Genomic DNA, 25,766 nt, shown 5'->3' on the forward strand with positions numbered 1-25,766 from the left:
AGTGAGGGGCACCCTGTACCTCGTCACGTGGTACAGGGTGCCCCTCACTCGGTACGACACGCCGGGTGCGTCCCCCGGGCGGCTCAGGTGAGGTGGGTGATGTCGAGTTCGCCCTGGGAGTGCTGCTGGCGGAGGCGCTTCTTGTCGAACTTGCCGACGCTGGTCTTCGGCGCTTCGGCGACGAAGGTCCAGTACTCCGGAAGCTGCCACTTGGCGACCTTGGCGCTGAGGAACTCGCGCAGCTCGTCGGGGGTGGCGGTGGCGCCGTCCTCCAGGACGACCGCGACCAGCGGGCGCTCGCTCCACCGCTCGTCCGGCACCCCGATGACCATCGCCTCGGCCACCGCCGGGTGCCCCATCACCTCGTTCTCCAGCTCGACCGAGGAGATCCACTCGCCGCCGGACTTGATGACGTCCTTGGCCCGGTCGGTGAGGACCAGGTAGCCGTCCGGGGTGAGGTAGCCGACGTCGCCGGTGCGCAGCCAGCCGTCGTGGAACTTCTCCGGGTCCTCCTCGCCGTAGTAGGAGGCGGTGACCCACGGCCCGCGCACCTGCAGCTCCCCGACGCTGGCGCCGTCGCGCGGCAGCACGGTGCCGTCGTCGGCGACCACCCGCGCCTGCACGCTCGCGGGCGTGCGGCCCTGGCTGACCCGGTAGGCCCACCGCTGGTCGCCGGTCGCGGCCGCGGGCGGGCGCGCCACGCTGCCCAGCGGGGAGGTCTCGGTCATGCCCCAGGCCTGGACCACCGGGATGCCGAACTCCTCCTCGAAGTCGCGCATCAGCGACGGCGGGCAGGCGGCACCGCCGACCACGACCTCGCGCAGCGACGAGACGTCCGGGCGCTTCGCCTGGAGCTCGGCGAGCACGCCCTGCCAGATCGTCGGCACCGCCTCCGCCGTGGTGGGCCGCTCGGCGACCATCATCTCCACCAGCGGGGCCGGCTGGAGGAAGCGGTCGGGCATGATCAGCGAGGCGCCGACCAGGAACGCGGCGTAGGGCAGGCCCCAGGACATCGCGTGGAACATCGGCACCACGGCCAGCGACCGGTCCCCCTGGGACAGCCCCATCCCGTCGGACATGCACACCTGCATCGAGTGCAGGTAGATCGAGCGGTGCGAGTACACCACGCCCTTGGGGTTGCCGGTGGTGCCGGAGGTGTAGCACATCGCGGCGGCGGTCCGCTCGTCCAGCTCGGGCCAGTCGAACTCGTCGGGCTGGGCGGCCAGCAGCGCCTCGTAGTCGTGCACCTCGACGCCGCCCGGGGCGGGCACCGCCGAGGGGTCGCCGCCGACGACCACCACGTGCCGCACGGTGGACAGCTCCGGCAGCACCTGCTGGAACAGCGGCAGCAGCGTCGCGTCGACCAGCACGACGTGGTCCTCGGCGTGGTCGGCGACGTAGACGAGCTGCTCCGGGAACAGCCGGACGTTGAGGGTGTGCAGCACGGCGCCCATCGACGGCACCGCCAGGTAGGCCTCCAGGTGCTCGGCGTTGTTCCACATGAAGGTGCCGACCCGCTGGTCGCCGGTGACGCCGAGGCCGCGCAGCGCGTGCGCGAGCCGGGCGGCGCGGCGCCCGACCTCGGCGAAGGTGGTGCGGCGCGCTCCCTCGCCGGTCCACGTGACCACCTCGGCGCCACCGTGCGGCCCGGTGCCCTGCTGGAGGATCCGCGAGATCGTCAGCGGGGCGTCCTGCATCGTGCTCAACATGGTCAGGGCTCCTTCACCGGTGAAGACAGCTCGGCCTGCGCTGTGGTGGCAGCCACACTAACGGGTCAATCCGCTGCTCGGGAGGGTGCGACGCGGGGTGACCCGTCGGCGCGTGCCGCCTGCGCTGCGTGGTCTGGCACCCTGATCCGCATGACGACGATCGCCGTGCTGGGAGCTGGGAAGATCGGCGAGGCGCTGCTGTCCGGGCTGTGCTCCGCCGGACGCGCGCGGGAGGACCTGCTGTTCACCGAGCGGCACCCGGAACGCGCCGCGGAGCTGACCGAGCGGTACGGCGTCGGGCACGTCGGGCTGGCCGAGGCGGTGCGCCGGGCGGAGGTCCTGATCGTCGCGGTCAAGCCGCAGGACATCGACGCGGTGCTGGCCGAGCTCGCCGAGCACATCACCGAGCGCAAGCTGGTGGTGTCGCTGTGCGCCGGGCTGCCCACGGCGCTGTTCGAGCGCACCCTGCCGCGGGGCACCGCGGTGGTCCGGGTGATGCCGAACACGCCGATGCTGGTCGGCGAGGCGATGGCGGCGGTCTCCGGCGGCGCGCACGCCGCGGAGTCCGACCTGGCGCTGGTGGAGGAGCTGCTGGCCAGCGTCGGCAAGGTGGTGCGGGTCCCGGAGGGCCAGCAGGACGCGGTCACCGCGCTGTCCGGCTCCGGTCCGGCGTACTTCTTCTACCTGGTCGAGGCGATGATCGACGCGGGCATCCTGCTGGGCATCCCGCGCGCCACCGCCGCCGAGCTGATCGTGCAGTCCGCGGTCGGCGCGGCGGCGATGCTGCGCGACGGCGACGGGCACCCGGTGATGCTGCGGGAGGCCGTGACCTCCCCGGCGGGCACCACCATCGCGGGCATCCGGGAGCTGGAGAAGCACGGCGTGCGGGCCGCGCTGATCGACGCCATCGAGGCGGCGCGCAACCGTTCGGTGGAACTCGGAGCGGCGCACGAGGGCGACTGAGCGCGGCGCCGCCCCCGCCGGGTCGATCTCCGTTCCCGGGAACGCGCTGTTCACCCCAGGCGGGGCCGGGTGCGGTGGGAGCCGGGTCGCACAGGTGGTCGGGCGGCTGCCGGGGACCGGGTGGGTTAATCCGGACATCGCAGCCTTCCCACCCATCCCGTTACTCTCGACGGAGCACGTGCGTGAGCCTCCGTCGGAGGGGAAGCCGGCGGCACGGTGCGTGCTGAAGGGCACGGTGCAGCATGTCTGCGAACTCCGATCCCGGCGCACCTCCGGGGATGGGTCAGGTCCGGTTCCTCACCGTCGCCGAGGTGGCCAAGCTGATGCGCGTTTCGAAGATGACCGTCTACCGGCTCGTGCACGCGGGCGAGCTGCCCGCCGCGCGCGTCGGGCGATCGTTCCGGGTGGCCGAGAAGGACGTCCACGCCTACCTGGACAACGCCTACTACAACGCGGGCTGACGACGGCGGACCCGTGCTGACGGGGGGACGTGGCCCGACCGGTAAGGTGTCGGGTTGGTAGTGCCTGGTGCGCGTGCTCGCCGCACCGGTACGCGAGCACGTCGAACCGCCGTCAACAGCGAAGGAGTCCGCCGCATGGGCTCGGTCATCAAGAAGCGCCGCAAGCGCATGTCCAAGAAGAAGCACCGCAAGCTGCTGCGGAGGACGCGCGTTCAGCGTCGCAAGTTGGGCAAGTGATCCGCACCGCCGTCGACCGTTCGGTCGGCGGCGGTCGTGTCCGGGCCGCCCCGCGACGTTCACCGGGGCGTTGCACCGCGCAGCCGGAAGACCCGGATCACCGGCGGTAGCATGGCGTGCGGTGCAACGCCGGTGAGCGCAGGGAGCCCCCATTGGGACCGAACGTCGTGCTGGTGACCGGGGTCAGCCGCTTCCTCGGCGGCCACCTCGCGGCCCGGCTGGCGGCCGACCCCGGCATCGAGCGGGTCCTCGCGGTCGACACCGAGCGGCCCGGTCGCGACCTGCTGCGCCGGATGGGCCGCGCCGAGTTCGTGCGGGCCGACATCCGCAACCCGCTCATCGCCAAGGTCATCTCCCGCGCCGGGGTGGACACCGTGGTGCACGCCGCGGTGAACTCCCGGACCGCGCCCGGCGGCCGGTCCGCGGTCAAGGAGATGAACGTCATCGGCACGATGCAGCTCCTGGCCGCCTGCCAGAAGGCGCCGTCGGTGCGCCGGGTGGTGGTCCGCTCCACCAGCGCGGTGTACGGGGCGAGCTCCCGGGACCCCGCGGTGTTCACCGAGTCGATGATGCCGAAGGACCTGCCGTCCTCGGGCTACGCCAAGGACGCCGTGGAGATCGAGGGCTACGTGCGCGCCTTCGGCCGCAGGCGGCCCGACGTCGCGGTCACCACGCTGCGCTTCAGCGATCTGATCGGCCCGCGCATCGACGCGATGCTGACCCGCTACTTCGCCATGCCGGTGGTGCCGGTGGTGCTGGGCTTCGACGCCCGGCTCCAGCTGCTGCACGCCGAGGACGCGCTGGCGGTGCTGGAACGCGCCGCGCTGGCGGAGCTGCCCGGCGTGTTCAACGTCGGCGGCGACGGCGTGCTGATGCTGTCCCAGGCGATCCGCCGGGCGGGCCGGCTGCCGATGCCCGTCCCGGGACCGGCGATGTCGCCGCTGAGCCGGTTCTTCCGCGGCGCGCGGCTGGTCGACTTCTCCCCGGAGCAGATGCGCTACCTCAACTACGGTCGGGTGCTCGACACCGCGAAGCTGCGCACCGAGTTCGGCTACACCCCGAAGTGGACCACCCGGGAGGCGTTCGACGACTACGTCCGCGGCCGGGGGTTGCGGCCGGTGGTCGACCCGGAGCAGGTGCTGGCGGCGGAACGCGGCGTCGGCGACGTGCTGACCAGGCTGCGCTAGGGCGCGCGGACCGGCGGCTCCGCCGCTTCCCGGAACACGACCCAGGCGAGGAGGAGCGATGGCGGACGCCGAGGTGATCCCGCTGCACGGACGCCGGTCCGCGCCCGAACCGGAGGCCGTGCGGGAGGACGCGCTGATCGACGCGCTGGCCTTCCTGCGGCGCAGGCTGCTCGGCGACTACCGGGTCGACGAGTTCGGTTTCGACGCCGAGCTCAACGAGCAGGTGTTCCTGCGCGCGCTGCGGCCGTTCTACGAGAAGTGGTTCCGGGTCGAGGCGATCGGGACGCACCACGTCCCCGGCGACCGGGGCGCGCTGGTGGTCGCCAACCACTCGGGCACCCTGCCGTGGGACGCGCTGATGACCACCGTCGCGCTGCACGACCAGCACCCGGCCCGGCGGAACCTGCGGATGCTGGGCGCCGACCTGGTGTTCCGCACCCCGGTGGTCGGGGCGCTGGCCCGCAAGGCGGGGCACACCCTGGCGTGCAACCCGGACGCCGAGCGGCTGCTGTCCGGCGGCGAGCTGGTCGGGGTGTGGCCGGAGGGCTTCAAGGGCATCGGCAAGCCGTACAAGGACCGCTACAAGCTCCAGCGGTTCGGCCGGGGCGGGTTCGTCTCGGCCGCGATCCGCTCCGGGGTGCCGATCGTGCCGTGCGCCATCGTCGGCGCCGAGGAGATCTACCCGAAGCTCGCCGACCTGACCCCGCTGGCGCGGCTGCTGGGGCTGCCGTACTTCCCGGTGACGCCGACGTTCCCGCACCTCGGGCCGCTGGGCGCCGTGCCGCTGCCGTCGAAGTGGTACATCGAGTTCGGCGAGCCGATCGAGACCGCGGACTACCCGGAGGGCTCGGCGGAGGACCCGATGCTGGTGTTCAGCGCGGCCGACCAGGTGCGGGAGATCATCCAGCAGACCCTCTACCGGCTGCTGTCCCAGCGCACCAACGTCTTCCTGGGCTGAGGGTTCGGCGGGCAGGACCGAGCCGGCTCCGGTCCGGGCGAGTTCCGGGAGCGGTGTGCCATGGAACCCCAGCGCTCCGGGTGGTCCGTGCGAGGGTCCGGTGCGCGCTGAACCGGTGCAACGCAAACCGGTTCACCATGGACCGGTTCGCCATGGATCGGTTCATGGTGAACTGGTACATTGTGAACCATGACGACGGATGATCGTGGTGACGAACTGGAAGCGGTCAAGCGCCAGGCGGCGCTGATCGCCGAGACCCGCGCGCTGGTGGAGAGCCAGGTCGAGGACCTGAAGGCGCTGCTCCCCGCCGCCAAGGCCACCGGCCGGTGGTCGTCGAACGAGATCGCCCGCGCCGCCTCCGGCGGGATGGCGCGCATCCGGGTGCTCAAGGAGATCGGCGACGACGAGGTGCTGGGCAAGGCGCAGAAGGCGCTCCAGTCCTGGCCCACCAACCTGTTCGAGCTCCGGTTCCGCAACCCGAACCTGTTCATCTCCTTCTGCCGACCGGACCTGGAGAAGGGATCCGCCGAGGCGCACGAGCTCGCCGCCGAACTGCTCGACCAGCTCAAGAAGCACGATCTGTGGATCGTCTGCGAGCAGGACGGGAAGAACCCCGCGCGGGGACTGGCCGAAGGCCGGACGTGCGCCGTGGTGACCAAGGAAACGATGACCGCGCGCCGCTACCTCACCCCGTGACGGAACCCCACCGCCGAACTCCACCGCCGAGCCGCACGGGGCTTCACCCGTTGGGGGCCTGAGTGAGGGGCACCCTTGCCCAAGTAACTGGGGCAAGGGTGCCCCTCACCTACTTCCCGAACGGGTGACGACGTCGTGCGTGCCCCTCACCGGGTTCGGGGGTCACGAGCGGTCGCGGCGGCGGTAGGCGAGGCCGGCGGCGAAGGCGCCCGCCACGGCGCCCGCTCCGGCGATGGAGTTGAGGCCGATGCGGGCGGCCCGGCGGCCGGTGCGGAAGTCGCGGATGGGCCAGCCCCGGGAGCGGGCGATCTCGCGCAGCCGGGTGTCCGGGTTGACCGCCACGGCGGTGCCGACCGCGCTGAGCATCGGGATGTCGTTGGACGAGTCCGAGTAGGCCGTGCAGCGCCGCAGGTCCAGGCCCTCGCTGGCGGCCAGCGCGCGGACCGCGTGCGCCTTGGCCCGGCCGTGCAGCATCTCGCCGACCAGCCTGCCGGTGTAGACGCCGTCGGTGTTCTCCGCGACGGTGCCCAGCGCACCGGTGAGGCCGAGCCGGCGCGCCATGATCTGCGCCAGCTCCACCGGGGTCGCGGTGACCAGCCAGACCCGCTGCCCGGCGTCCAGGTGCTGCTGGGCCAGCGCCCGGGTGCCCGCCCAGATGCGGTCGGCCATCAGCTCGTCGTAGATCTGCTCGCTGAGCTCCACCAGTTCGGAGACCTGGCGCCCGGCCACGAACGACAGCGCCTGCTCGCGGCTGGCCTGGATGTCCTCCGGGTTCTCCCGGCCGCCGACCCGGAACTTGAGCTGCTGCCAGGCGAACCCGGCGAGGTCGGAGGCGGTGAGGAACTTGCGGGCGGCCATCCCGCGCGCGAAGTGGAACAGCGAGGCGCCGACCATCATGGTGTTGTCCACGTCGAAGAACGCCGCGGCGGTGAGGTCCGGGGCGGTCGGCCCGCCCCCGCCGCCCCCGGTGGGGGCCGCCGCGACGGCCGCCTCGGCCGACGCCCGACCGGCCAGCTTGGCGCTGTCGACCGGCACCCCGCCCGCGTCCGCGCGCACGCCGTCCTGGTTCGCGCCATCGGCTGAGCCCTGACGTGTCGGCACCGCCGCGCCTCCCCGGGTTCTCCGGTGTGTCCGTGTCGGTCGTATCCAGGTCTGCCGACGGATCAGCAGGCGTCCAGCTTAAGACCTGCGCTCAACCGGATCGGGACGGCTGCCGCGGCGGTGTCGGGGAACCACCGGAACCGGTGCGACCGGCGGCGATGGCGGTCAGCGGAGATCGTCGGGCAGGAGCTGGGCGAGCCTGCGCACCGCGCGGTGTTGCAGAGCTTTCACCGCACCTTCGCCGCGGCGCATCGCACTCGCCGTTTCCGCGACCGACAGGCCCTGGAGGAACCGCAGCCGGATGCACTCGCGCTGGTCGGGGTTGAGCCGCCGCACGCAGTCCAGCAGCTCGCGCTGGGTGAACTCGGCGAGCACGTGGGCTTCCGGCCCGAGCTGGGTGCGGCCGGGGGCGGTGCTCTCCACCAGCTCGGAGGTGGGGATCTCCAGCCGGTTGCGGCTGGACTTGACGTGGTCGAGCACCAGGTTCTTGGCGATGGTGATGAACCACGCGGCGACGTCGCGGCCCTGGTAGCTCACCGAGGCGATCCGGCGCAGCGCGCGCAGGAAGGTCTCGCTGGTGAGGTCCTCGGCCAGCGCCGGGTCGCCGACCCGGAACAGCACGTACCGGTGCACCACCGGCGCGTACTCGTCGTAGAGGCGGCCGAAGGCGGCGATGTCGCCGCGCTGCGCGGCGCGGACGTTGGCCCAGCACGCGGGAGCCGGGACGGGTCGGTGGCGCGGTGCGGCGCGGACCGCGGGGGCGGGGGGTGCGAGCGCGGTGCTGCTCATGTCTGCCGACCTCCTGCCGTCGGTGGCGGACGGGTCCGCGGTGCGCCGGGACGCGGTCGCGGGCCTGGTCGTCGCCCGGGCGTGGCGTTGGGAGCAGCAGCATACGTGGAGTTACTGGGAAGTAGGTAGGGCTCGCGGCGGACTCGTGCCGTCCGGCCGGGCGCCCGCCGGAGCCGTTCGGCGGGTGATGTTCGCCACCGGACCGCATCCTGACCTGTGCCCTTGCCGGTGCGTCCGGGCGCTCGACCCGGGGCCGAGCACCCCCGTGGTGCGGGTAAGTTGGAAGTGTTCCAGTTTCAGTGCCAGCGGGAGAGCCATGCACGAGGTGACGGTGATGACCCGGCGGGACTGCCACGCCTGCGACGAGGCGCTCGCCGACGTCCGGCGCATCTGCGCTGACCTGGGGGTTCCCTGGACGGCGTCGGACGTCGACGCCGATCCCGAGCTGCGCGCCGAGTACGGCGACCGGGTGCCGGTGATCCTGGTCGACGGGGACGAGCACGGCTTCTGGAAGGTGGAGGAGTCCCGGCTCCGCGCCGCGCTGACCGGTCGGTGGTGATCGTGACCCGCCCCGGTGCCGCGGAAGCGCCGCGCCCACGCCCCCGAAAGTGCCCCGGACCACGCGTTTTGGCACGTAGAGGGGCCATGGGCGATGATGTCGGGGCAGGCGTGCGAACGCGCTGCCCGGCGACTCCGGCGACTTTGTGCCTGTGTTCACAAGCGGTTACCGTGTACGGGGCCGTGCCGCCGGGTGGGCGACTCCGGTCGGACGTCGCACCGGAGGCGCCCGCGGAACCCGAACGCCGGGGCCGCGGTGCCGCACCGCGACCGTCGCGGGCAGGGCTCGTCGGAACCGAGGTCCGCTCCCGGCCGCCGCGGGCGGCGGTGCGGGTGCCCGCGGCCGGCGGGCGACGGGGCGCGGGGGCAGGTGCAGGCAGTGAGCAGGGCGAGGGAGAAGTCAGCGTGACGTCCCACGGAGACGACGTGCAGGGCGGTGAGGACCGGTCCGGGACCGGCGACCGCGCTGCGGCCAAGGAGTCACCCGACGTCGAGGTGCCCGCGGCGCGCGAACGGGCCCGAGCCATCCCGGAAGCGGCGGTCGCGCGGCTGGCGGTGTACCTGCGGGTGCTGTCCGGCTTCGACGAGGAGTCCGTGACCACCGTCTCCAGCGAGGAGCTCGCCGCCGCCGCCGGGGTCAATTCGGCCAAGCTGCGCAAGGACCTGTCCTACATCGGGTCCTACGGCACCCGCGGCGTGGGCTACGAGGTCTCGGTGCTCATCGGGCAGATCGAGCGCACCCTCGGGCTCACCCGCAAGCACAGCGTCGCGGTGGTCGGCATCGGCAACCTCGGGCACGCGCTGGCCAACTACGGCGGCTTCCCGAGCCGGGGCTTCCCGGTCTCCGCGCTGTTCGACCTCGATCCGGACCTCGACGGCGTGCCGGTCGGCGGTATCCCGGTCCGGCACGTCGACGACATCGTCGAGGTGTGCCAGGAGCGCGAGGTCACCATCGGCGTCATCGCCACCCCGGCCCAGGGCGCGCAGGAGGTCTGCGACCGGCTGGTGGCCGGTGGGGTGAGCTGCATCCTCAACTTCGCCCCCGTCGTGCTCCAGGTGCCCGACGACGTCGAGGTCCGCAAGGTCGACCTCGCGGTGGAGATGCAGATCCTGTCGTTCCACGTGGCCCGGCGCCAGCAGGACGCCGCCACCGCGAACGGCGCGGACCTCGGTCCGCTGGACGGTGCGGGACCGGTGCCCGCCGAGATGGACTCCGTGAACGGGATGGTGGTTCGGCCGTGAACCTGCTCACCGTGGGCATGTCCCACCGCAGCGCCCCGGTGCGGGTGCTGGAGCGCGTCGCGATCAGCCCGGAGCAGATCGGCAAGGTGCTCGACGAGCTGCTGCACCGCGACCACCTCACCGAGGCCTTCGTGGTCTCCACCTGCAACCGGGTCGAGGTCTACGCCGTGGCCGCGACCTTCCACGGCGGCCTGGACGACGTGACCTCGGTGCTGGCCCGGCACGCCGGGGCCGAGGTGGGCGAACTGGCCGACCACCTGTACGTCTACTACGCGGGCGCCGCCGTCGAGCACCTGTTCTCGGTGGCCGCCGGGCTGGACTCGATGGTCGTCGGCGAGGCCCAGATCCTCGGCCAGCTCCGCACCGCCTACGGCGCCGCCGACGAGAACGGCACCGTGGGCAAGGCGCTGCACGAGCTGGCCCAGCAGGCGCTGCGGGTCGGCAAGCGGGTGCACGCCGAGACCGAGATCGACGACGAGGGCGCCTCGGTGGTCTCCGAGGCGCTGGCCGACGGGGACGCCGTGCTCGGCGGTCTGGCCGGGCGCAGCGCGCTGCTGGTCGGCGCCGGCTCGATGGGCGGCCTGGCCGCGGCGCAGCTGCGCCGGGCGGGCATCGGCGAGGTCGTCATCGCCAACCGCACCGCCGCCAACGGCGAGCGGCTGGCCGCCTCGCTGCGCGCCGACGGGGTCACCGCCCGCACCGTCGCGCTGTCCGGCCTGCACGACGCCATCGCCGCCGCCGACCTGGTCGTGACCTGCACCGGAGCCGTGGGCGCGGTGGTCACCGAGGACGTGGTGAGCGCGGCGATCGACGGGCGCGGCGAGCGCCCCCTGGTGTTCTGCGACCTCGGCCTGCCCCGCGACACCGCGCCCGAGGTGGCGCTGCTGCCCGGGGTCACCGTGGTCGACCTGGCCAGCCTGCAGCAGCGGCTCACCGAGCAGCGCGGCGCGGGCGAGTCGGAACGGGCCGCCGCGATCGTCGCCGAGGAGCTGCGCGGCTACCTCGCGGCGCAGCGCTCGGCCGAGGTGACGCCCACCGTGACGGCGCTGCGCAAGCGCGCCGCCGAGGTGGTCGACGCCGAACTCCTGCGGCTGGATTCCCGGCTGCCCGAGCTGGAGGGCAAGGTCCGCGACGAGCTGACCCGCACCGTCCGGCGGGTGGTCGACAAGCTCCTGCACGCCCCGACCGTCCGGGTCAAGCAGCTCGCCTCGGTGCCCGGCGGCGCCGGGTACGCCGACGCGCTGCGCGAGCTGTTCGAGCTCGACCCGCAGACCACCGCGCTGATCGGTTCGCCGCAGGCCGACGAGGTGCTCGACGGTGGGGCGAACGTCGCGCGCACCCAGCGGGCCAAGTCCGCCGGGCGCGCCGACCTGCGCGACAGCACCCGACAGGACGGTGAGGACCGTTGATGAAGACCCTGCGCATCGGCACCCGGAGCAGCGCGCTGGCCATGGCGCAGAGCGCCTGGGTCGCCGAGCAGCTCGAACAGGCCGGTTACCAGACCCAGCTCGTCACGGTGAGCACGCCGGGCGACCGCTCGATGGCGCCCATCGCCGAGATCGGCGTCGGCGTGTTCACCTCCGCGCTGCGCGAGGCGCTCGCCGGCGGTGAGGTCGACGTCGCGGTGCACTCCTTCAAGGACCTGCCGACCGAACCCGACCCCCGGCTGTCGGAGGCCGCCGTGCCGGTCCGCGAGGACCCGCGCGACGCGCTCATCGCCCGGGACGGTCTGACGCTCGGCGAATTGCCCCCGGGCTCCGTCGTGGGCACCGGTTCGCCGCGCCGCGCCAGCCAGCTCCAGGCCCTCGGCCTGGGCTTGGAGGTGCGCGGCATCCGCGGCAACGTGGACACCCGGATGCGGAAGGTGACCGACGGCGAAGTCGACGCCGTCGTGCTCGCCCGAGCCGGGCTGGCCCGGGTGGGCCGGCTCGAGGTGATCACGGAAACGCTCGATCCACTGCAGATGCTGCCCGCGCCCGCCCAGGGCGCGCTCGCCGTGGAATGCCGCGTCGACGACGTGGACACCGAGCACTTGCTGCAGTCCGTTCTGGACGATCCGGCCAGCCGCGCCGCGGTGGCCGCCGAGCGCGCCATGCTGGCCGCGCTCGAAGCAGGCTGTAGCGCGCCGATCGGCGCGCTGGCCGAAGTGGTGGAGGACCTCGACGAGGACGGCCGCGTGGCGCAGCGGCTGTCCATCCGCGGGGTGGTGGCCACCGACGACCACCAGTTGGTCCGTGCCTCCGCCACTGGTGAGACGACCGCCGCTGAGCAGCTCGGCCGCGACCTGGCCGCCGAACTGCTCGATGCCAGGGCCGCTCTGCTCAGCGGCCCCGGGCAGTAGTTGATGGGGAGTGCCCTGATGACCCGAGCACGCAAGACCCCCGGACGAATCGCCTTCGTGGGCTCCGGTCCCGGCGACGCGGGACTGCTCACCGTCCGGGGCCGGGAGACGATCACCCGCGCCTCGCTGGTGGTGACCGACCCGGACGTTCCGGCCGACGTCGTCGGATTCGCCTCCGACGGCGCCGAGGTGCGCCCGGCCGTGGGCGACCCGGCCGACGTGGCCAAGGACCTGGCGAACGAGGCGGCCACCGGCCGTCCCGTGGTGCGCCTGGTCGCCGCCGACCCGCTGACCGCCGACGCGGTGGTCCGCGAGGTGCGGGAGGTGGCCAGGACCGGCGCCGCCTTCGACGTCATCCCCGGCGTCGCCGCGGGCAGCGCGGTCCCGGCCTACGCGGGCATCGCGCTGGGCGCGACGCACACCGAGGTCGACGTCCGCGGGGACGTGGACTGGCCCGCGCTGGCCGGGGTCCCGGGCGCGCTGGTGCTGCACACCACCGGCAGCCACCTCGCCGAGGCGGCCTCGGCGCTGGTCGAGCACGGCAAGCCCGCGCAGACCCCGGTCGCGGTGACCGCGTTCGGCACCACGGTGCAGCAGCGCACCATCGACACCACGCTGGCCTCGCTGCCCGCCGACGCCGGCGAGCTGCAGGGACCGCTGGTGGTGACGATCGGCGAGCTGGCCGCGGACCGGTCCGGGCTGTCCTGGTGGGAGTCCCGCGCGCTGTACGGCTGGAAGGTGCTGGTGCCGCGCACCAAGGAGCAGGCGGGCGTGATGAGCGACCGGCTGTGGTCGCACGGCGCCGTGTCGCACGAGGTGCCGACCATCTCGGTGGAGCCGCCGCGCAGCCCCGCGCAGATGGAGCGCGCGGTCAAGGGCCTGGTCGACGGCCGCTACCAGTGGGTCGTGTTCACCTCGGCCAACGCGGTGCGCGCGGTGTGGGAGAAGTTCGCCGAGTTCGGCCTCGACGCCCGCGCGTTCTCCGGCGTGAAGATCGCCTGCGTCGGGGAGGCCACCGCGGAGAAGGTGCGCTCCTTCGGCATCATGCCGGAGCTGCTGCCCTCCGGGGACCAGACCAGCGAGGGCCTGCTGCAGGACTTCCCGCCGCACGACGACATCCTCGACCCGGTGGACCGGGTGCTGCTGCCGCGCGCCGACATCGCCACCGAGACGCTGTCGGCCGGGCTGCGCGAGCGCGGTTGGGAGGTCGACGACGTCACGGCCTACCGGACCGTGCGCGCCGCGCCGCCGCCGGCCGACACCCGCGAGATGATCAAGACCGGCGGGTTCGACGCGGTGTGCTTCACCTCCTCGTCCACCGTCCGGAACCTGGTCGGCATCGCGGGCAAGCCGCACGCCCGGACGCTGGTCGCCTGCATCGGCCCGAACACCGCCGAGACGGCCAAGGAGTTCGGCTTGCGGGTGGACGTGCAGCCGGAGGTCGCGCAGGTCCCCGCGCTGGTCGACGCCCTGGCCGAGCACGCGGCCCGGCTGCGCGCGGAAGGCGCGCTGCCGCCGCCGCGCAAGGCCAAGCGCGCGCGCCGGAGCTGAGCTGACGCGGCCGGGCGGGGCGGCAAGGCCACCCCGCCCGGCCGCTTCAGGGGTGTTTCGCCAATGGCCTGCGTGGCGGTGCGGGTGGCGGAACCTCAGCGGCCTTCTCGCTGCGGGAGCCGTTCCTGATGTACCAACGACGTACACGGCGTCACGGCTGTCCTCGCGAGAAGACCGCTGAGAACCCGCGGCGGTGCGAGCTGACGGCCGCACCGCAAAGCGGCTCCGCCGCTTTCTGAAGAGCAGTCCGTCGGCCTCTCCCAGTCCTAGAACCCGCGAATGGAGTCCGCATGTACCCGTCGCACCGGCCCCGGCGGCTCCGCCGCAACGGCGCCGTCCGCCGCCTGGTGTCGGAGACCTCGGTCGAGCCCCGCCACCTGGTGCTGCCGATGTTCGTCCGCGAGGGCGCCGCCGAACCCGTGCCGATCGCGTCGATGCCCGGCGTCGTCCAGCACACCCGCGACTCGCTGCGGCAGGCCGCGGCCGACGCGGTGGCCGCCGGGGTCGGCGGGCTGATGCTGTTCGGGGTGCCCGCGGCGCGGGACGCGACCGGCTCCGGCGCGGTCGACCCCGAGGGCGTGCTCAACGTGGCGCTGCGCGACGTGCGCGCCGAGGTCGGCGACGACACCGTGGTGATGGCCGACCTGTGCCTCGACGAGTTCACCGACCACGGCCACTGCGGCGTGCTCGACGAGCGCGGCGTGGTCGACAACGACCGCACCCTCCAGCTCTACGGCGAGATGGCGGTCGCGCAGGCCGACGCCGGGGCGCACGTGGTCGCCCCCAGCGGCATGATGGACGGCCAGGTCGGCGTGATCCGGGACTCGCTCGACGCCACCGGCTTCGAGGACACCGGCATCCTGGCGTACTCGGCGAAGTACGCCTCGGCGTTCTACGGCCCGTTCCGCGACGCGGTGGACTCGCAGCTCACCGGCGACCGCAACACCTACCAGCAGGACCCCGCCAACGGGCGGGAAGCGCTGCGCGAGGTCGACCTGGACCTCGCCGAGGGCGCCGACATGGTGATGGTCAAGCCCGCGCTGTCCTACCTGGACGTGCTGCGCGACGTCGCCGGGGTGGCCGACGTGCCCGTCGCCGCCTACCAGGTCTCCGGCGAGTACTCGATGATCGAGGCCGCCGTCGCGCAGGGCTGGCTGGACCGGGAGCGCACCGTGCTGGAGTCGCTGACCTCGATCCGCCGGGCCGGGGCCGACGTGGTGCTCACCTACTGGGCGACCGAGGCCGCGAGGTGGCTGCGACGATGAGCGTCGAATCCGAGCAGCGGCCGACCAAGCCCGGGGACGCGGCGCCGGTGTGGCTGCACCGGGCGCGCTGGGTGTGGATCGCCGCGGTGCTGGTCGGCTTCCTCCGCTCCTTCGTGCAGCTCGCCGACCGGGAAGCGCTGGTCACCCAGCTCCGGGAGGAGGCGCCGGAGCTGCGGCAGGACCAGATCGACGCCGCCGCCAGCAGCGGCATCCTGTTCGCGGTGCTGCTGTCGGCGCTGTCGCTGATGGTCTACCTGCTGCTGTCCCGGCGGATGCTCGAAGGCCGCAACTGGGCGCGGATCGTGCTCACCGTCTTCGGCGGCTTCAACGCCTTCAGCACGGCGGTCACCCTGCTCACCGTGATCACCGTGGACCGGGCGGTGCTGGTCGAGCTGACCGGCATCGAGGTGCCCACCAGCAACCTGGTCTTCTCGGCCGTCGTGATGGTGCTGCAGGTGGTGGCCATCGCGTTCATGTTCCACCCCGGGTCCAACCGCTACTTCCGCGAGGTGCGGCGGGCGCGCTGACGGAGCGTCACCGGACGGTCACGGCTGGTCGTGACCGCAGGTCCGGGGCTACCGTGAGGACGTGACCCCGCCGCAGGAACCCGGGCGACCGCAGCCCGACGACGATCGTCGCGCGGACGACGGCTCCGCGGGCGGCCAGGGCCCGTCCGGTCCGGAGGAGCAGACGCCGCACGGCGACCAGCCGTCCGGCCCCTACGGCGCGCCCGGCGAGCAGTGGCCCGCCCAGGGCCCGGGGCCCTACGGCACGCCCGAGCAGGGCGGCTCCGGCCGACCCCCGCCGAACGCGGCGGGCGGTCACCCGCCGCCGGGGCAGCCCTACGGCCAACCGGGATACGGCCAACCGCAGTACGGCCAGCCCTACGGCCACCCGCAGTACGGCCAGCCGGGGCAGCCCTACGGCCAGCCCTACGGGACGCAACCGCCGCCGTACGGGCAGCCCCCGCCCTACGCCCAGCAGCACGGCGCACCGCCCGCGCCCGACGACGGGCCGGTCGAGCGGCCGGGCACGGTCGACGCGTCGTTCTGGGCGGGCATCGCCAGCGTCGTGGTCGGCTTCGCGATGCTGGCCGCGGCCTACTTCATGGTCTCGCCCGCGCAGCTGCAAGCCGTGGTGGCGGAGGCGCGTGCCCTCGGCCAGCCGCTCACCCTGGAGCAGGCCCGCGCGCTGTACTCGGTGACGCTGGGGATGCTCGTGCTGGTCACCGTCGTCCTCGCGGCGCTGTGGATCATGTTCCTGGTGTTCATGCGGCGCGGGCGCGGCTGGGCGCGGGTGGTGATCACCGTGGTGGGCGTGGTCTGGATCCTGTTCACCGTCCCGTCGGTGTCCGAGGGCGCGGGCGGCGGTGCGGTCACCGTCCTGCTGTCGGTGCTGCAGGTGCTGGCCATCGGGGCGACGCTGGTGCTCGCCTTCCTGGCGCCGTCCAACGACTACTTCCAGGCCGTCCGCCGCAGCCGGTAGACGAGTTCACCCGAAGCGAGTGGACAGCGCCGATGTCCCGTTCATACTGTTCAGCCGTGACGATGCCTCAAGACCCCTCGCAGTACGGCGGTCAGCCGCAGTACCCGCAGCAGACCCCGTACCCGCAGTCGGGCCCGATGCCGCAGTACCCGCAGCAGCCCGGCTACAACCCCTACGCGGCGCCGCAGGTGCCCGCGCACGAGATGCACGGACCGCGCCGCCCGGCGACCGTGGAGACCGCGTTCTGGATCAGCGTGGTCGTCCCGCTGGTGGTCACGGTGCTCACCGTGGTGTCGTTCGTGCTCGTCCAGGGCTTCACGGAGGACATGATCAACGCGACCGCGCGCGACTCCGGCATCCAGGACGGCCAGATGATGTCGGACATCGCCTCGGCCACCAGGGCGGCGATGATGGTGGTCTACATCATCGTCACGGTGTTCTACCTGGTCCTGACCGGGCTGTGGATCCTGTTCGGCTTCAAGCTCCGCGCCGGGCGCGGCTGGGCGCGGGTGACGCTCACCGTCTTCGCCGCGCTGTGGGTGCTCAACGCGCTGACCGGGCTGATCAACGGCGGGATGACCGCAGGCACCATGCCGGAGGGCGTCGAGGTGCCCGGTTCGATGCTGGCCCTGAGCTACGCCGCCAACGGCATCGGCCTGGTGGCGATGGCGGCGTTCATCGTGCTGGTGTTCCTCAAGCCGTCGAACCACTACTTCCAGGCCGCGGCCTACCGGAGGTGAGCCAGGTGGCGAGCGGTCCACCGCGCCAGTTGCGGCTGTCCATCGTCGGGTGGTGGGTGGTCGCCCTCCTCCTGCTGCTGCAGACCGCGGTGATGTGGGCCGGTCGCGACGCGTTGCCGGACCAGGTCGCCGGCGGCGGTCTCGCCCCGCTCGGGGAGGCCGCCGGGCACGCCCGGCACCTCCTCGTGGTCAACACCGCCTTCGGGATCGGGCTCGCCGCGGCGTACCTGGTGCTCGGCGCGCTGCTGTTCCGGCGGCGGCCGTGGGCCCGGTTGCTGCTGACCGGCTTCGCGGTGGTGCACCTGCTGATGCTGCTGGGCACCGGCGCGGTGCTCAGCGTGAACGGGGTGCTGGTGCTGTTCGGGGCGGTCGCCGGGCTGCTGCTGTGGTGGCCGACCAGCACGGAGTGGGTGACCGGCGAACATGACTGACCACGTCCTCTACGCCGAACCGGGCAGCACCTGGTGGCCGGTGGCCTGGGGACCGGCGTTCGCGCTGTTCGGGTTGGCCGTCGAAGGGCTCACCCCGGGTCCGGTGAACCTCGTGCCGTGGACCCTGATCGGGATGGCGCTGGCCGGGGCGGCGGCGCTGTGGGTCCACGGCAGGCGTCGGCTCTGCTCGCTGCGGCTGACCCCCGACGAGCTCGTGCAGGGCCGGGAGCGGGTGGAGGTGTCCCGGATCGCCGAGGTCGGCGACGTCGGCGCCCCGATCGGCGCCCGGGTGCTCGGCGGCGGCTGGACGGCGCCGAAGGGCACCGGCGAAGTGCCGATCCGGCTGACCGGCGGCGACGTCGTGCTGGGCTGGGCCAAGGAACCGGCGGCGCTCACCGAGCACCTGACCCCGCTGGTGCACCGCGAGCCCTAGCGGAGCTGAGAACCCGCGACGGTGCCGGTTGCGTGCCGCACCACATGCGCTCCGCCGCATGCTGAAGCTGGAGTGAGGGGCACCCTTGCCCAAGTAACTGGGGCAAGGGTGCCCCTCACTCCGTTCTCGAACGGGTGGACGTCCCGTCGGTGCTGACGTCGCGGGGCGTGGCGGTGGGGAGCGGGTCCGGCGCGTCGAGCGGACGTGAGAGGCTTTGCACCGTGACGGAATCGTGGCCCGTCGACGGGACGGAGCAGGGCACCCAGGAGCGGTCCGGCGTGCACCAGCCGTGGCGGACGGCGATCGCGGCCGTGGAACTGCTCATCGCGCTCGGCCTCGCCGTCACCGCCTGGTGGGCCTGGGGGCGCGGGATCGTGCCGATCTACCTGCCCGGACCGGGTGGCGCGACCGACGTGGTGACCCGCTCCATCGGGAGCTGGCTGGCCACCGCCATCGCGGCGGGCGGCGTCGGTGCGCTGCTCGTGCTCGACGCGATCCGGCAACTCGTGCTGGCCATCCGGGTGCGCGATCGCGGCTGAGCGCCGCCGGGGTGTGCCCGGACACGCCGCGCCGCCTGTCAGACTGGGGGTCGTGACTCCTGCGAATCCCGCCAGCGACGAATCCGTCCCGCGGTCGCGCGAGCTGTTCGAGCGCGCCCGGTCCGTGACTCCCGGAGGCGTCAACTCGCCGGTCCGGGCGTTCCACTCGGTCGGCGGCTCGCCCCGCTTCATGGTGCGCGGGGAGGGTCCCCACCTCTGGGACGCCGACGGCAACCGCTACGTGGACCTGGTGTCCTCCTGGGGCCCGATGATCAACGGGCACGCCCACCCCGACGTGGTGCGGGCGGTCCGGGACGCGGCGTCCGAGGGGCTGTCGTTCGGCACCCCCGGCGTCGGGGAGATCGACCTGGCGCAGGAGATCATCGACCGGGTGCTGCCCGTCGAGCAGGTCCGGCTGGTTAACTCCGGGACCGAGGCGACGATGAGCGCGGTCCGGCTGGCGCGCGGCTTCACCGAGCGGCGCAAGGTCGTCAAGTTCGCCGGCTGCTACCACGGGCACGTCGACGCGCTGCTGGCCAGCGCCGGGTCCGGGGTCGCCACCCTGGGGCTGCCGACGACGCCCGGGGTCACCGGCGCGCAGGCCGCCGACACCCTCGTGCTGCCCTACAACGACCTCGACGCGGTGCGGCAGGTGTTCGCCGAGCAGGGCGACGAGATCGCGTGCGTGATCACCGAGGCCGCCGCGGGCAACATGGGCGCGGTCGCGCCCGCCCCGGGCTTCAACGCCGGGCTCAAGGAGCTGACCAGCGCGCACGGTGCGCTGCTCATCATGGACGAGGTGATGACCGGCTTCCGGGTGTCCCGGGCGGGCTGGTTCGGGATCGACGGCGTGGCCGGCGACCTCTACACCTTCGGCAAGGTGATGTCCGGCGGGCTGCCCGCCGCCGCGTTCGGCGGTCGCGCCGACGTGATGTCGAAGCTGGCGCCCTCCGGACCCGTCTACCAGGCGGGCACCCTGGCCGGGAACCCGATCGCGGTCGCGGCCGGACTGGCGAACCTGCGCGCCGCCGACGACGCGGTGTACGAGGCGCTGGACCGCAACGCCCGGCGGCTCGGCGAGCTGCTCGGCGAGGCGCTGACCGCCGCGGGCGTGCCGCACCAGGTCGCCGTCGCGGGCAACCTGACCAGCGTGTTCTTCACCGAGGAGCCGGTGCACGACTACGCGGGCGCGCAGCGGCAGCAGACCTGGCGGTTCCCGCCGTTCTTCCACGAGCTGCTCCGGCGCGGCGTCTACCCGCCGCCGAGCGCCTTCGAGTCCTGGTTCGTCAACGCCGCGATGGACGACGCCGCGTTCGAGACCATCGCCGAGGCCGCGCCGCACGCGGCGCAGGCCGCGGCCCGGGCGGAAGCACCATGACCGGGACCGTCGTGCACTTCCTGCGCCACGGCGAGGTGCACAACCCGGAGGGCGTGCTCTACGGCCGGCTGCCCGGGTACCGATTGTCGGACCGGGGCGAGCAGCAGGCCAAGGGCGTCGCCGAGTTCCTGGTGGGACGCGACATCGCCCACGTCGTCGCCTCGCCGCTGGAACGCGCCCAGCAGACCGCCGCGCCGATCGGGGCGGCGTTCGAGCTCGACGTGGCCGTGGACGAGCGGCTGATCGAGGCGGACAACCAGTTCGAGGGGCTCAAGGTCTCGGTCGGCGACGGGGCGCTGCGCTCGCCCGCGCACTGGTCGAAGCTGTGGAACCCGCTGCGCCCGTCGTGGGGCGAGCCGTACCTGGAGATCGCGCGCCGGATGCTCGGCGCCGCCTACCGCGCGCGGACGGCCGCGGAAGGCCGCGAAGCCGTCTGCGTCTCGCACCAGTTGCCGATCTGGACGTTGCGCCGGTTCCTGGAGGGCAAGCCCATGTGGCACGACCCGCGGCGGCGGCAGTGCTCGCTCGCGTCGCTGACCTCCCTGGTGTTCCGGGGCGAGGAGCTGGTCCGCGTCGCCTACGTCGAACCCGCCGGGGGCACGGACCCGAAGTTGACCGGGGCATGAGGGAGTCGGGCATGAAGAAGCTGCTCACGCGCATCGGGATGGCCGTCGCGGTGCTGGCGCTCGTCGGCGGTTGCGCCGGGGCCGGCGGGAGCGAACCCCCGGGCGGCGAGTTCACCTTCGTCTCGCCGGGCGGCCAGACGCGGCTGTTCTACGAGCCGGAGGAGCGCGGCAAGGTCACCGGCCTGTCCGGGGAGTCGCTGCTCCAGGAGGGCAAGCAGATCTCGCTCAACGACTTCAAGGGCGAGGTCGTGGTGCTCAACATCTGGGGCTCCTGGTGCGGGCCGTGCCGCGCGGAGGCCGACGACCTCCAGGCGGTGCAGGACAAGACCGCTGATCAGGGCGTCCAGCTGCTCGGCATCAACGTCCGGGACAGCCGGTCCGCCGCCGCGGACTTCCACCGCGACCGGGGGCTGACCTACCCGTCGCTGTTCGACCCGTCCGGGCGGAGCCTCCTCGCGCTCAAGCAGTTCCCGCGCAGCACGGTGCCCGCCACGATCGTGCTGGACCGCCAGCACCGCGTCGCGGCCATCTTCCTGACCGAGCTGCTGGAGAGCGAATTGCTCCCCGAGGTCCAGAAGGTCGCCGCCGAACCCACGCCGACGGCCTGATCCGCACGCTCCGTCCCGGCCCGGACCTCCGGGCCGGGACGGGTGTGCGCGACGTCCCGCCCGCCGTGCGCCTGCGCCGGTGATCCCGCCGGGGCGCACCGCCCGGAGGCGCCGAGCGCGAAGCTGCCGCAGCTCGCGCGGCCCCGCCCGCCACCCGCGCGACCAGGGCGAGGCGATTTCCGGGCGGCAGGATCGTCCCCCCGGAAGTCCTCGGCGGGAACCACCGGCAGCGGCGCGGACGCGCGCTCGCCTGGACCCGCGCGCGAGCGGCCGTCGCGCCTCCGTGACAGGAAGGTTCCCCCGTTGGCACTGGTGGGAGGAAGGTTCCCCTCCTGGCGCTGGTGGGAGGAAGGTTCCCCGGCGGGCGGCTGGTGGGAGGAAGGTTCCCCTCCTGGCGCTGGTGGGAGGAAGGTTCCCCGGCGGGCGGCTGGTGGGAGGAAGGTTCCCCTCCTGGCACTGGTGGCAGGAAGGTGCCCCCGCTCTGGTGGCAGGAAGGTTCCCCGCTTGGCGGCGCTGGCAGGAAGGTTCCCGTGTTCGCCTTGCTCGGGCGGGGCGGTCGCGTCGGTGGGCGGACCGTTCGGGGCAGCCGCCGCGCACCGGTGGGCGGCTCGGATGCGTGCTCGCCGCGTGGGTCGCGCACCGGGGCGCGGTCGATGCGGCGGGTGGGCGCGGCGCGGAGGTGCCGACCTTCGCGTCCGGCGGCGTGCGCCGGTGGTGCGCACCGGGAACGGGCGAACGGGGCGAAAAGTCCGGTCGTCCACAGGGACCTGATTTTCGGGACCTATGGCCCTGGCGAGGTGGCCGTCCGGTGCGAACCTGGCGTTCACCAGCGCGGATGTGGTCGCCGTTACCAGGGCCGGTGCACGTCGGTGCTCCTGACTTTCCTACCCTCGACGTGTGAACCCCACCGAGCTCGCCATGTCCGGCCCGCTGCTGTTCGCGGCCGCCATCGCCGTGCTCGCCGGGGCGATCAGCTTCGCGTCTCCGTGCGTCGTCCCGCTCGTCCCCGGATACCTGGCCTACCTGGCCGGGGTGGTCGGCGCCGAATCGCCGCCGGTGGACGAGGAGGAGGCCAAGCAGGCGCGTCGCGGCCGGTGGCGGGTCGCCGGTGCGGCGATGCTGTTCGTGGCGGGGTTCAGTGCGGTGTTCGCCGCCGGGATGCTGCTCCTGCTGGGCCTGTCCGATGTGCTGGCGGCCAACGAGATCATCCTGCAACGGGTCGGTGGGGTCGTCACGGTGGCGATGGGACTGGTCTTCATCGGACTGGTCCCGGCGCTGCAACGCGACGTGCGCATCCACCGCGCGCCGCGGGCGGGTCTGTGGGGCGCGCCGGTGCTGGGCGCCGTGTTCGGGCTCGGCTGGACGCCCTGCCTGAGCCCGACCCTCGTCGGGGTGACGGCGGTGGCCGTCGGCACCGAGCCCGGTTCGAGCACGGTGCTGCGCGGCGTCCTGCTGGTGATCGCCTACTGCGCGGGGCTGGGACTGCCCTTCGTGCTGCTCGCCCTGGGTGCGCGCTGGGCGGTGCGCAGCACGGGGTGGCTGCGGCGCCGGGCCCGCGCGATCCAGATCTTCGGCGGGGTGCTGCTGATTGTGGTGGGCTTGCTGCTCGTCACCGGTCTGTGGGGAGAGCTGATCGCGGTGCTGAGAGGTCCGATCGCCGGGTTTGAGTTGCCGATCTGATGCCTGATTTCCTGAGAAGCGCGCTGGCGTTCCTGCGCAACACCTGGCGCGGCCTGACATCGATGCGCACCGCGCTGGTGCTGCTGTTCCTGCTCGCGCTGGCCTCGCTGCCGGGCGCGCTCATCCCGCAGCGGTCGCTGAGCCCGACCGGGGTGGAGGACTACTACCGGCAGCACCCGACGCTGGCGCCCATCCTGGAGAAGCTCGGCGTCTTCGAGGTCTTCAGCTCGGTCTGGTTCGCCTCCATCTACGTCCTGCTGTTCATCTCGCTGATCGGCTGCCTGCTGCCGCGCTGCCTGGAGTACTACCGGCAGTTGCGCGGCAGGCCGGTGCGCACCCCGCGCAACCTCAGCCGGATGCCGCACTACGAGGACACCACTGTGGACACCTCGGTGGACGAGGTGATGACGGCGGCCCGCAAGCGGCTGCGCGGCTGGCGCAAGGTCGAGCAGGAGGAGGCCGACGGCACCAAGTCGATCTCCGCCGAGCGCGGTTACCTGCGCGAGGCGGGCAACCTGGTGTTCCACTTCGCACTGGTCGGGCTGCTCATCGGCGTCGCTGGCGGCAAGCTCTACGGCTACGAGGGCCAGGTCATCGTGATGGCCGACGGCTCCGAGTTCTGCAATTCGGGCACCTACAACTACGACTCCTTCAACCCGGGCCTGACCCGGGACGGGACCGATCTGACGCCGTTCTGCGTGCGGGTCAACGACCTCAAGGTGGACTACCTCAACACCGGACAGGTGGAGAACTACCACGTCGACCTCCAGTACCAGTCCGGAGAGGACCTGGAGAACGGCACCTGGCGTTCCCACGACCTGCAGGTCAACCACCCGCTGCGCACCGCGGGCGACCGGGTGTACCTGACCGGCAACGGCTACGCGCCGCAGTTCACGGTGACGTGGCCGGACGGGCAGCAGCGGACCGGTGAGGTCCAGTGGCAGCCGAACGACCTCGCCACGATGCTGTCGCAGGGCGCGACGAAGTTCGACCCGCCCGGCATCGAGGACCCGGTGCAGCGCCGCGAGAACCAGATCGCCGTGACCGGGTTGTTCGCGCCGACCGCGGCCTATGACGGCGCGATCCTGAGCTCGCGGTTCCCCGACCTGGTCGACCCGGCCGTGGCCGTCGACGTGCTGCGCGGTGACCTCGGTCTCGACTCCGGTCGCGGCCAGTCCATCTTCGGCGTGGACCAGAAGATGGTGGAGCAGGGTCGGCTCAACCGGGTGGCGCGGGAGAACCTGAGCGTCGGCGAGGAGATCCGCCTCGACGACGGCACCACGGTCCGCTTCGACGGCGTCGAGCGCTGGGTCAACCTGCAGGTCTCGCACGATCCGTTCCAGCCGTTCGTGCTGGGCTTCGCGATCGCGATGATCTTCGGTATCGGGACCTCCCTGATGATCAAGCGGCGCCGCGTCTGGGTGCGGGCGGTGCCGCGGCCGGATCCGGACGATGCCGGGAGCACGCGTACGTTGGTCGAAGTCGGCGGGCTGGCCCGCACCGATCACGCCGGTTACGGCGAAGAGTTCACCGTTCTCGCCGCGGACCTGCTCGCGATGGTGGGCGAGCAGAAGCCGACACCGGGTGCGGTCACAGGCCCCGCTCGCGGAAGGAAGAGCTGATGCCGGTTAACGAGACCCTGTCGACCTACAGCGACATGGCGTACGCGACCTCCGTGGTCATCTACGCGTTCGCCATGCTGCTGTACTTCGCCGAATTCGCCTCCAGCCGGGCCGTCGCGAAGACGGCCGCGCAGCGCGAACCCGCGATGGTGGGCTCGGGCTCCGGTCCGGACGAGACCCCCGAGGTCGGGCACATCAAGACCGAGCCGAAGCGGCCGATGTCCGAACGCTGGGGCGGCATGGCCGTGGCCATGACCGTGCTCGGCGGGCTGGTCCACCTCGCGTCGCTGGTGCTGCGCGGCGTGGCCACCGGGCGGGCCCCGTGGGGCAACATGTACGAGTTCGGTTCGGCGATCTGCCTCGCCGCCGTGATCGCCTGGGTCGTCGTGCTGTACCAGCAGATGCGCAAGGCGCGTCGCGAAGCGACCCCGGCGCAGCTCCGCTCGCTCGGCGGTTTCCTCATGCTGCCGGTGATCCTGCTGCTGTTCCTGTCCGGCACCGTGCTCTACGCGCAGGCCGCGCCGCTGCAGCCCGCCCTGCAGTCCTACTGGATCGTGATCCACGTCTCGGCCGCGATCGTGGCCAGCGGCGTGCTGCTGTTCTCCGGTGTCGCCAGCCTCCTGTACCTGGTGCGGGTCCGCTACGAGCGCGACGAGACGAAGATGGCGGCGTTCGCCTCCCGGCTGCCGAGCAGCCAGACCCTCGACCGCCTCGCCTACCGGACCACCGTGGTGATCTTCCCGGTGTGGACGTTCGCGATCGTCGCCGGCGCGATCTGGGCCGAGGCCGCGTGGGGCCGGTTCTGGGGCTGGGACCCCAAGGAGACCACCTCCTTCATCGCGTGGGTCGTCTACGCCGCCTACCTGCACGCGCGGGCGACCGCGGGCTGGCGCGGGGTGCGGGCCGCGTGGATCAACATCCTCGGCCTGGCCGTGATGATCTTCAACCTGTTCTTCATCAACATCGTCGTGTCGGGGCTGCACTCCTACGCCGGTCTGTGATCGGGTGGGCGGTGTCGGCTTCCCGGCCGGGGCCGCCGCGCCGCCGCCCGCGTTCGGGTCGCGACCCGTGCACACCCCTGGCGGGGAGTGCGGATCGTGACCTGGTAGACGCGGCCACCCCCGGTGACGACCCCGTGCATCTGGGACTACCGTGCTGTGCGGAGA

At 72.9% G+C, this 25,766-nt stretch carries 27 protein-coding genes; 24 read left to right on the forward strand and 3 right to left on the reverse strand.

Annotated elements, in window-relative coordinates:
* Nucleotides 1-83: 83 nt before the first annotated feature.
* A complete protein-coding gene (locus ABD976_RS03900; RefSeq protein WP_345357210.1) occupies nt 84-1,709 on the reverse strand; it encodes a long-chain fatty acid--CoA ligase in 1,626 nt (541 codons plus the stop codon).
* 150 nt (nt 1,710-1,859) lie between these two features.
* Here ABD976_RS03900 and proC point away from each other — a divergent pair, with 150 nt between their 5' ends.
* The 6 genes from proC to ABD976_RS03930 all read left to right on the forward strand — a co-directional run bounded on the left by proC (nt 1,860) and on the right by ABD976_RS03930 (nt 6,211).
* Nucleotides 1,860-2,672 carry a pyrroline-5-carboxylate reductase gene (gene proC / locus ABD976_RS03905; RefSeq protein ID WP_345357213.1) on the forward strand — a complete coding sequence of 271 codons (813 nt, stop codon included), beginning with the start codon at nt 1,860-1,862 and terminating at the stop codon, nt 2,670-2,672.
* Between the two features lie 242 nt (nt 2,673-2,914).
* Nucleotides 2,915-3,133, forward strand: a complete 219-nt coding sequence (locus ABD976_RS03910) for a helix-turn-helix domain-containing protein (RefSeq protein ID WP_345357216.1) — start codon at nt 2,915-2,917, stop codon at nt 3,131-3,133.
* Between the two features lie 135 nt (nt 3,134-3,268).
* A complete protein-coding gene (locus ABD976_RS03915; RefSeq protein WP_003402602.1) occupies nt 3,269-3,370 on the forward strand; it encodes a 30S ribosomal protein bS22 in 102 nt (33 codons plus the stop codon).
* Between the two features lie 152 nt (nt 3,371-3,522).
* Complete coding sequence (locus ABD976_RS03920) at nt 3,523-4,557, forward strand: NAD-dependent epimerase/dehydratase family protein (protein WP_345357219.1); 1,035 nt, start codon at nt 3,523-3,525, stop codon at nt 4,555-4,557.
* Between the two features lie 58 nt (nt 4,558-4,615).
* Nucleotides 4,616-5,515 (forward strand): lysophospholipid acyltransferase family protein, encoded by a 900-nt coding sequence (locus ABD976_RS03925; protein WP_345357222.1) that lies wholly within the window; start codon nt 4,616-4,618, stop codon nt 5,513-5,515.
* A gap of 189 nt (nt 5,516-5,704) precedes the next feature.
* Nucleotides 5,705-6,211, forward strand: a complete 507-nt coding sequence (locus ABD976_RS03930) for a hypothetical protein (RefSeq protein WP_345357225.1) — start codon at nt 5,705-5,707, stop codon at nt 6,209-6,211.
* A 162-nt stretch (nt 6,212-6,373) separates the two neighbouring features.
* Here the strand turns inward: ABD976_RS03930 and ABD976_RS03935 are convergent, their stop codons facing one another.
* Together ABD976_RS03935 and ABD976_RS03940 are read right to left on the reverse strand one after the other, a co-directional pair.
* Nucleotides 6,374-7,312 carry an HAD family hydrolase gene (locus ABD976_RS03935; protein ID WP_345357228.1) on the reverse strand — a complete coding sequence of 313 codons (939 nt, stop codon included), beginning with the start codon at nt 7,310-7,312 and terminating at the stop codon, nt 6,374-6,376.
* A 165-nt stretch (nt 7,313-7,477) separates the two neighbouring features.
* Nucleotides 7,478-8,101, reverse strand: a complete 624-nt coding sequence (locus tag ABD976_RS03940; RefSeq protein WP_345357231.1) for an RNA polymerase sigma factor — start codon at nt 8,099-8,101, stop codon at nt 7,478-7,480.
* A gap of 316 nt (nt 8,102-8,417) precedes the next feature.
* Between ABD976_RS03940 and ABD976_RS03945 the strand changes: the two genes are divergently transcribed.
* From ABD976_RS03945 to ccsB, 18 genes are all read left to right on the forward strand, one after another.
* Complete coding sequence (locus ABD976_RS03945; protein ID WP_345357234.1) at nt 8,418-8,660, forward strand: glutaredoxin family protein; 243 nt, start codon at nt 8,418-8,420, stop codon at nt 8,658-8,660.
* A gap of 404 nt (nt 8,661-9,064) precedes the next feature.
* Nucleotides 9,065-9,901, forward strand: coding sequence for a redox-sensing transcriptional repressor Rex (locus ABD976_RS03950; RefSeq protein ID WP_345357237.1), 837 nt, complete (start codon nt 9,065-9,067; stop codon nt 9,899-9,901).
* Nucleotides 9,898-11,310, forward strand: a complete 1,413-nt coding sequence (locus ABD976_RS03955) for a glutamyl-tRNA reductase (RefSeq protein ID WP_345357240.1) — start codon at nt 9,898-9,900, stop codon at nt 11,308-11,310. Before ABD976_RS03950 ends, ABD976_RS03955 begins: the two co-directional genes overlap by 4 nt.
* Nucleotides 11,307-12,242 (forward strand): hydroxymethylbilane synthase, encoded by a 936-nt coding sequence (gene hemC, locus ABD976_RS03960; RefSeq protein ID WP_345357243.1) that lies wholly within the window; start codon nt 11,307-11,309, stop codon nt 12,240-12,242. The genes ABD976_RS03955 and hemC overlap by 4 nt, the downstream gene beginning before the upstream one ends.
* Nucleotides 12,243-12,260: 18 nt before the next feature.
* The gene (locus ABD976_RS03965; protein WP_345357246.1) at nt 12,261-13,793 is read left to right on the forward strand and encodes a bifunctional uroporphyrinogen-III C-methyltransferase/uroporphyrinogen-III synthase; all 1,533 of its coding nucleotides are present in this window, start codon (nt 12,261-12,263) and stop codon (nt 13,791-13,793) included.
* A gap of 290 nt (nt 13,794-14,083) precedes the next feature.
* Nucleotides 14,084-15,058 carry a porphobilinogen synthase gene (hemB, locus tag ABD976_RS03970; protein WP_345357249.1) on the forward strand — a complete coding sequence of 325 codons (975 nt, stop codon included), beginning with the start codon at nt 14,084-14,086 and terminating at the stop codon, nt 15,056-15,058.
* Nucleotides 15,055-15,585, forward strand: a complete 531-nt coding sequence (locus ABD976_RS03975) for a hypothetical protein (RefSeq protein WP_345357252.1) — start codon at nt 15,055-15,057, stop codon at nt 15,583-15,585. The genes hemB and ABD976_RS03975 overlap by 4 nt, the downstream gene beginning before the upstream one ends.
* 61 nt (nt 15,586-15,646) lie before the next feature.
* Nucleotides 15,647-16,543, forward strand: a complete 897-nt coding sequence (locus ABD976_RS03980) for a hypothetical protein (protein WP_345357255.1) — start codon at nt 15,647-15,649, stop codon at nt 16,541-16,543.
* Between the two features lie 62 nt (nt 16,544-16,605).
* Complete coding sequence (locus ABD976_RS03985; protein ID WP_345358691.1) at nt 16,606-17,283, forward strand: hypothetical protein; 678 nt, start codon at nt 16,606-16,608, stop codon at nt 17,281-17,283.
* Between the two features lie 5 nt (nt 17,284-17,288).
* Entirely contained in the window at nt 17,289-17,714 is a 426-nt protein-coding gene (locus ABD976_RS03990) for a hypothetical protein (protein WP_345357258.1), read from the forward strand.
* Nucleotides 17,707-18,147, forward strand: a complete 441-nt coding sequence (locus ABD976_RS03995) for a hypothetical protein (protein ID WP_345357261.1) — start codon at nt 17,707-17,709, stop codon at nt 18,145-18,147. Before ABD976_RS03990 ends, ABD976_RS03995 begins: the two co-directional genes overlap by 8 nt.
* A gap of 221 nt (nt 18,148-18,368) precedes the next feature.
* Nucleotides 18,369-18,686, forward strand: coding sequence for a hypothetical protein (locus tag ABD976_RS04000; RefSeq protein WP_345357264.1), 318 nt, complete (start codon nt 18,369-18,371; stop codon nt 18,684-18,686).
* A 52-nt stretch (nt 18,687-18,738) separates the two neighbouring features.
* On the forward strand, nt 18,739-20,064 hold the full coding sequence (gene hemL / locus ABD976_RS04005; protein WP_345357267.1) for a glutamate-1-semialdehyde 2,1-aminomutase: 1,326 nt from the start codon (nt 18,739-18,741) through the stop codon (nt 20,062-20,064).
* A complete protein-coding gene (locus ABD976_RS04010) occupies nt 20,061-20,690 on the forward strand; it encodes a histidine phosphatase family protein (RefSeq protein ID WP_345357270.1) in 630 nt (209 codons plus the stop codon). The genes hemL and ABD976_RS04010 overlap by 4 nt, the downstream gene beginning before the upstream one ends.
* Nucleotides 20,691-20,701: 11 nt before the next feature.
* The gene (locus ABD976_RS04015) at nt 20,702-21,298 is read left to right on the forward strand and encodes a TlpA disulfide reductase family protein (RefSeq protein ID WP_345357273.1); all 597 of its coding nucleotides are present in this window, start codon (nt 20,702-20,704) and stop codon (nt 21,296-21,298) included.
* Nucleotides 21,299-22,195: 897 nt separating this feature from the next.
* A complete protein-coding gene (locus ABD976_RS04020; protein WP_345357276.1) occupies nt 22,196-22,978 on the forward strand; it encodes a cytochrome c biogenesis CcdA family protein in 783 nt (260 codons plus the stop codon).
* The gene (gene resB / locus ABD976_RS04025; protein ID WP_345357279.1) at nt 22,978-24,600 is read left to right on the forward strand and encodes a cytochrome c biogenesis protein ResB; all 1,623 of its coding nucleotides are present in this window, start codon (nt 22,978-22,980) and stop codon (nt 24,598-24,600) included. The genes ABD976_RS04020 and resB overlap by 1 nt, the downstream gene beginning before the upstream one ends.
* Nucleotides 24,600-25,601 (forward strand): c-type cytochrome biogenesis protein CcsB, encoded by a 1,002-nt coding sequence (gene ccsB / locus ABD976_RS04030; protein WP_345357282.1) that lies wholly within the window; start codon nt 24,600-24,602, stop codon nt 25,599-25,601. The genes resB and ccsB overlap by 1 nt, the downstream gene beginning before the upstream one ends.
* Nucleotides 25,602-25,766: the final 165 nt, after the last annotated feature.

The sequence above is a fragment of the Saccharopolyspora cebuensis genome (assembly GCF_039542665.1).
Classification (GTDB): Bacteria; Actinomycetota; Actinomycetes; order Mycobacteriales; family Pseudonocardiaceae; genus Saccharopolyspora; species Saccharopolyspora cebuensis.

Bases quoted from the DNA above. Each gene is read 5' to 3' on its own strand.
- ABD976_RS03975 (WP_345357252.1), top strand. From the start codon at position 15,055: ATGAGCGTCGAATCCGAGCAGCGGCCGACCAAGCCCGGGGACGCGGCG.
- ABD976_RS04010 (WP_345357270.1), top strand. From the start codon at position 20,061: ATGACCGGGACCGTCGTGCACTTCCTGCGCCACGGCGAGGTGCACAAC.
- ABD976_RS03985 (WP_345358691.1), top strand. From the start codon at position 16,606: ATGCCTCAAGACCCCTCGCAGTACGGCGGTCAGCCGCAGTACCCGCAG.
- ABD976_RS03925 (WP_345357222.1), top strand. From the start codon at position 4,616: ATGGCGGACGCCGAGGTGATCCCGCTGCACGGACGCCGGTCCGCGCCC.
- hemB (WP_345357249.1), top strand. From the start codon at position 14,084: ATGTACCCGTCGCACCGGCCCCGGCGGCTCCGCCGCAACGGCGCCGTC.
- ABD976_RS03965 (WP_345357246.1), top strand. From the start codon at position 12,261: ATGACCCGAGCACGCAAGACCCCCGGACGAATCGCCTTCGTGGGCTCC.
- ABD976_RS03910 (WP_345357216.1), top strand. From the start codon at position 2,915: ATGTCTGCGAACTCCGATCCCGGCGCACCTCCGGGGATGGGTCAGGTC.
- ABD976_RS03915 (WP_003402602.1), top strand. From the start codon at position 3,269: ATGGGCTCGGTCATCAAGAAGCGCCGCAAGCGCATGTCCAAGAAGAAG.
- ABD976_RS03930 (WP_345357225.1), top strand. From the start codon at position 5,705: ATGACGACGGATGATCGTGGTGACGAACTGGAAGCGGTCAAGCGCCAG.
- resB (WP_345357279.1), top strand. From the start codon at position 22,978: ATGCCTGATTTCCTGAGAAGCGCGCTGGCGTTCCTGCGCAACACCTGG.
- proC (WP_345357213.1), top strand. From the start codon at position 1,860: ATGACGACGATCGCCGTGCTGGGAGCTGGGAAGATCGGCGAGGCGCTG.
- ABD976_RS03940 (WP_345357231.1), bottom strand. From the start codon at position 8,101: ATGAGCAGCACCGCGCTCGCACCCCCCGCCCCCGCGGTCCGCGCCGCA.
- ABD976_RS03995 (WP_345357261.1), top strand. From the start codon at position 17,707: ATGACTGACCACGTCCTCTACGCCGAACCGGGCAGCACCTGGTGGCCG.
- ABD976_RS03945 (WP_345357234.1), top strand. From the start codon at position 8,418: ATGCACGAGGTGACGGTGATGACCCGGCGGGACTGCCACGCCTGCGAC.
- ccsB (WP_345357282.1), top strand. From the start codon at position 24,600: ATGCCGGTTAACGAGACCCTGTCGACCTACAGCGACATGGCGTACGCG.
- ABD976_RS03900 (WP_345357210.1), bottom strand. From the start codon at position 1,709: ATGTTGAGCACGATGCAGGACGCCCCGCTGACGATCTCGCGGATCCTC.
- ABD976_RS04015 (WP_345357273.1), top strand. From the start codon at position 20,702: ATGAAGAAGCTGCTCACGCGCATCGGGATGGCCGTCGCGGTGCTGGCG.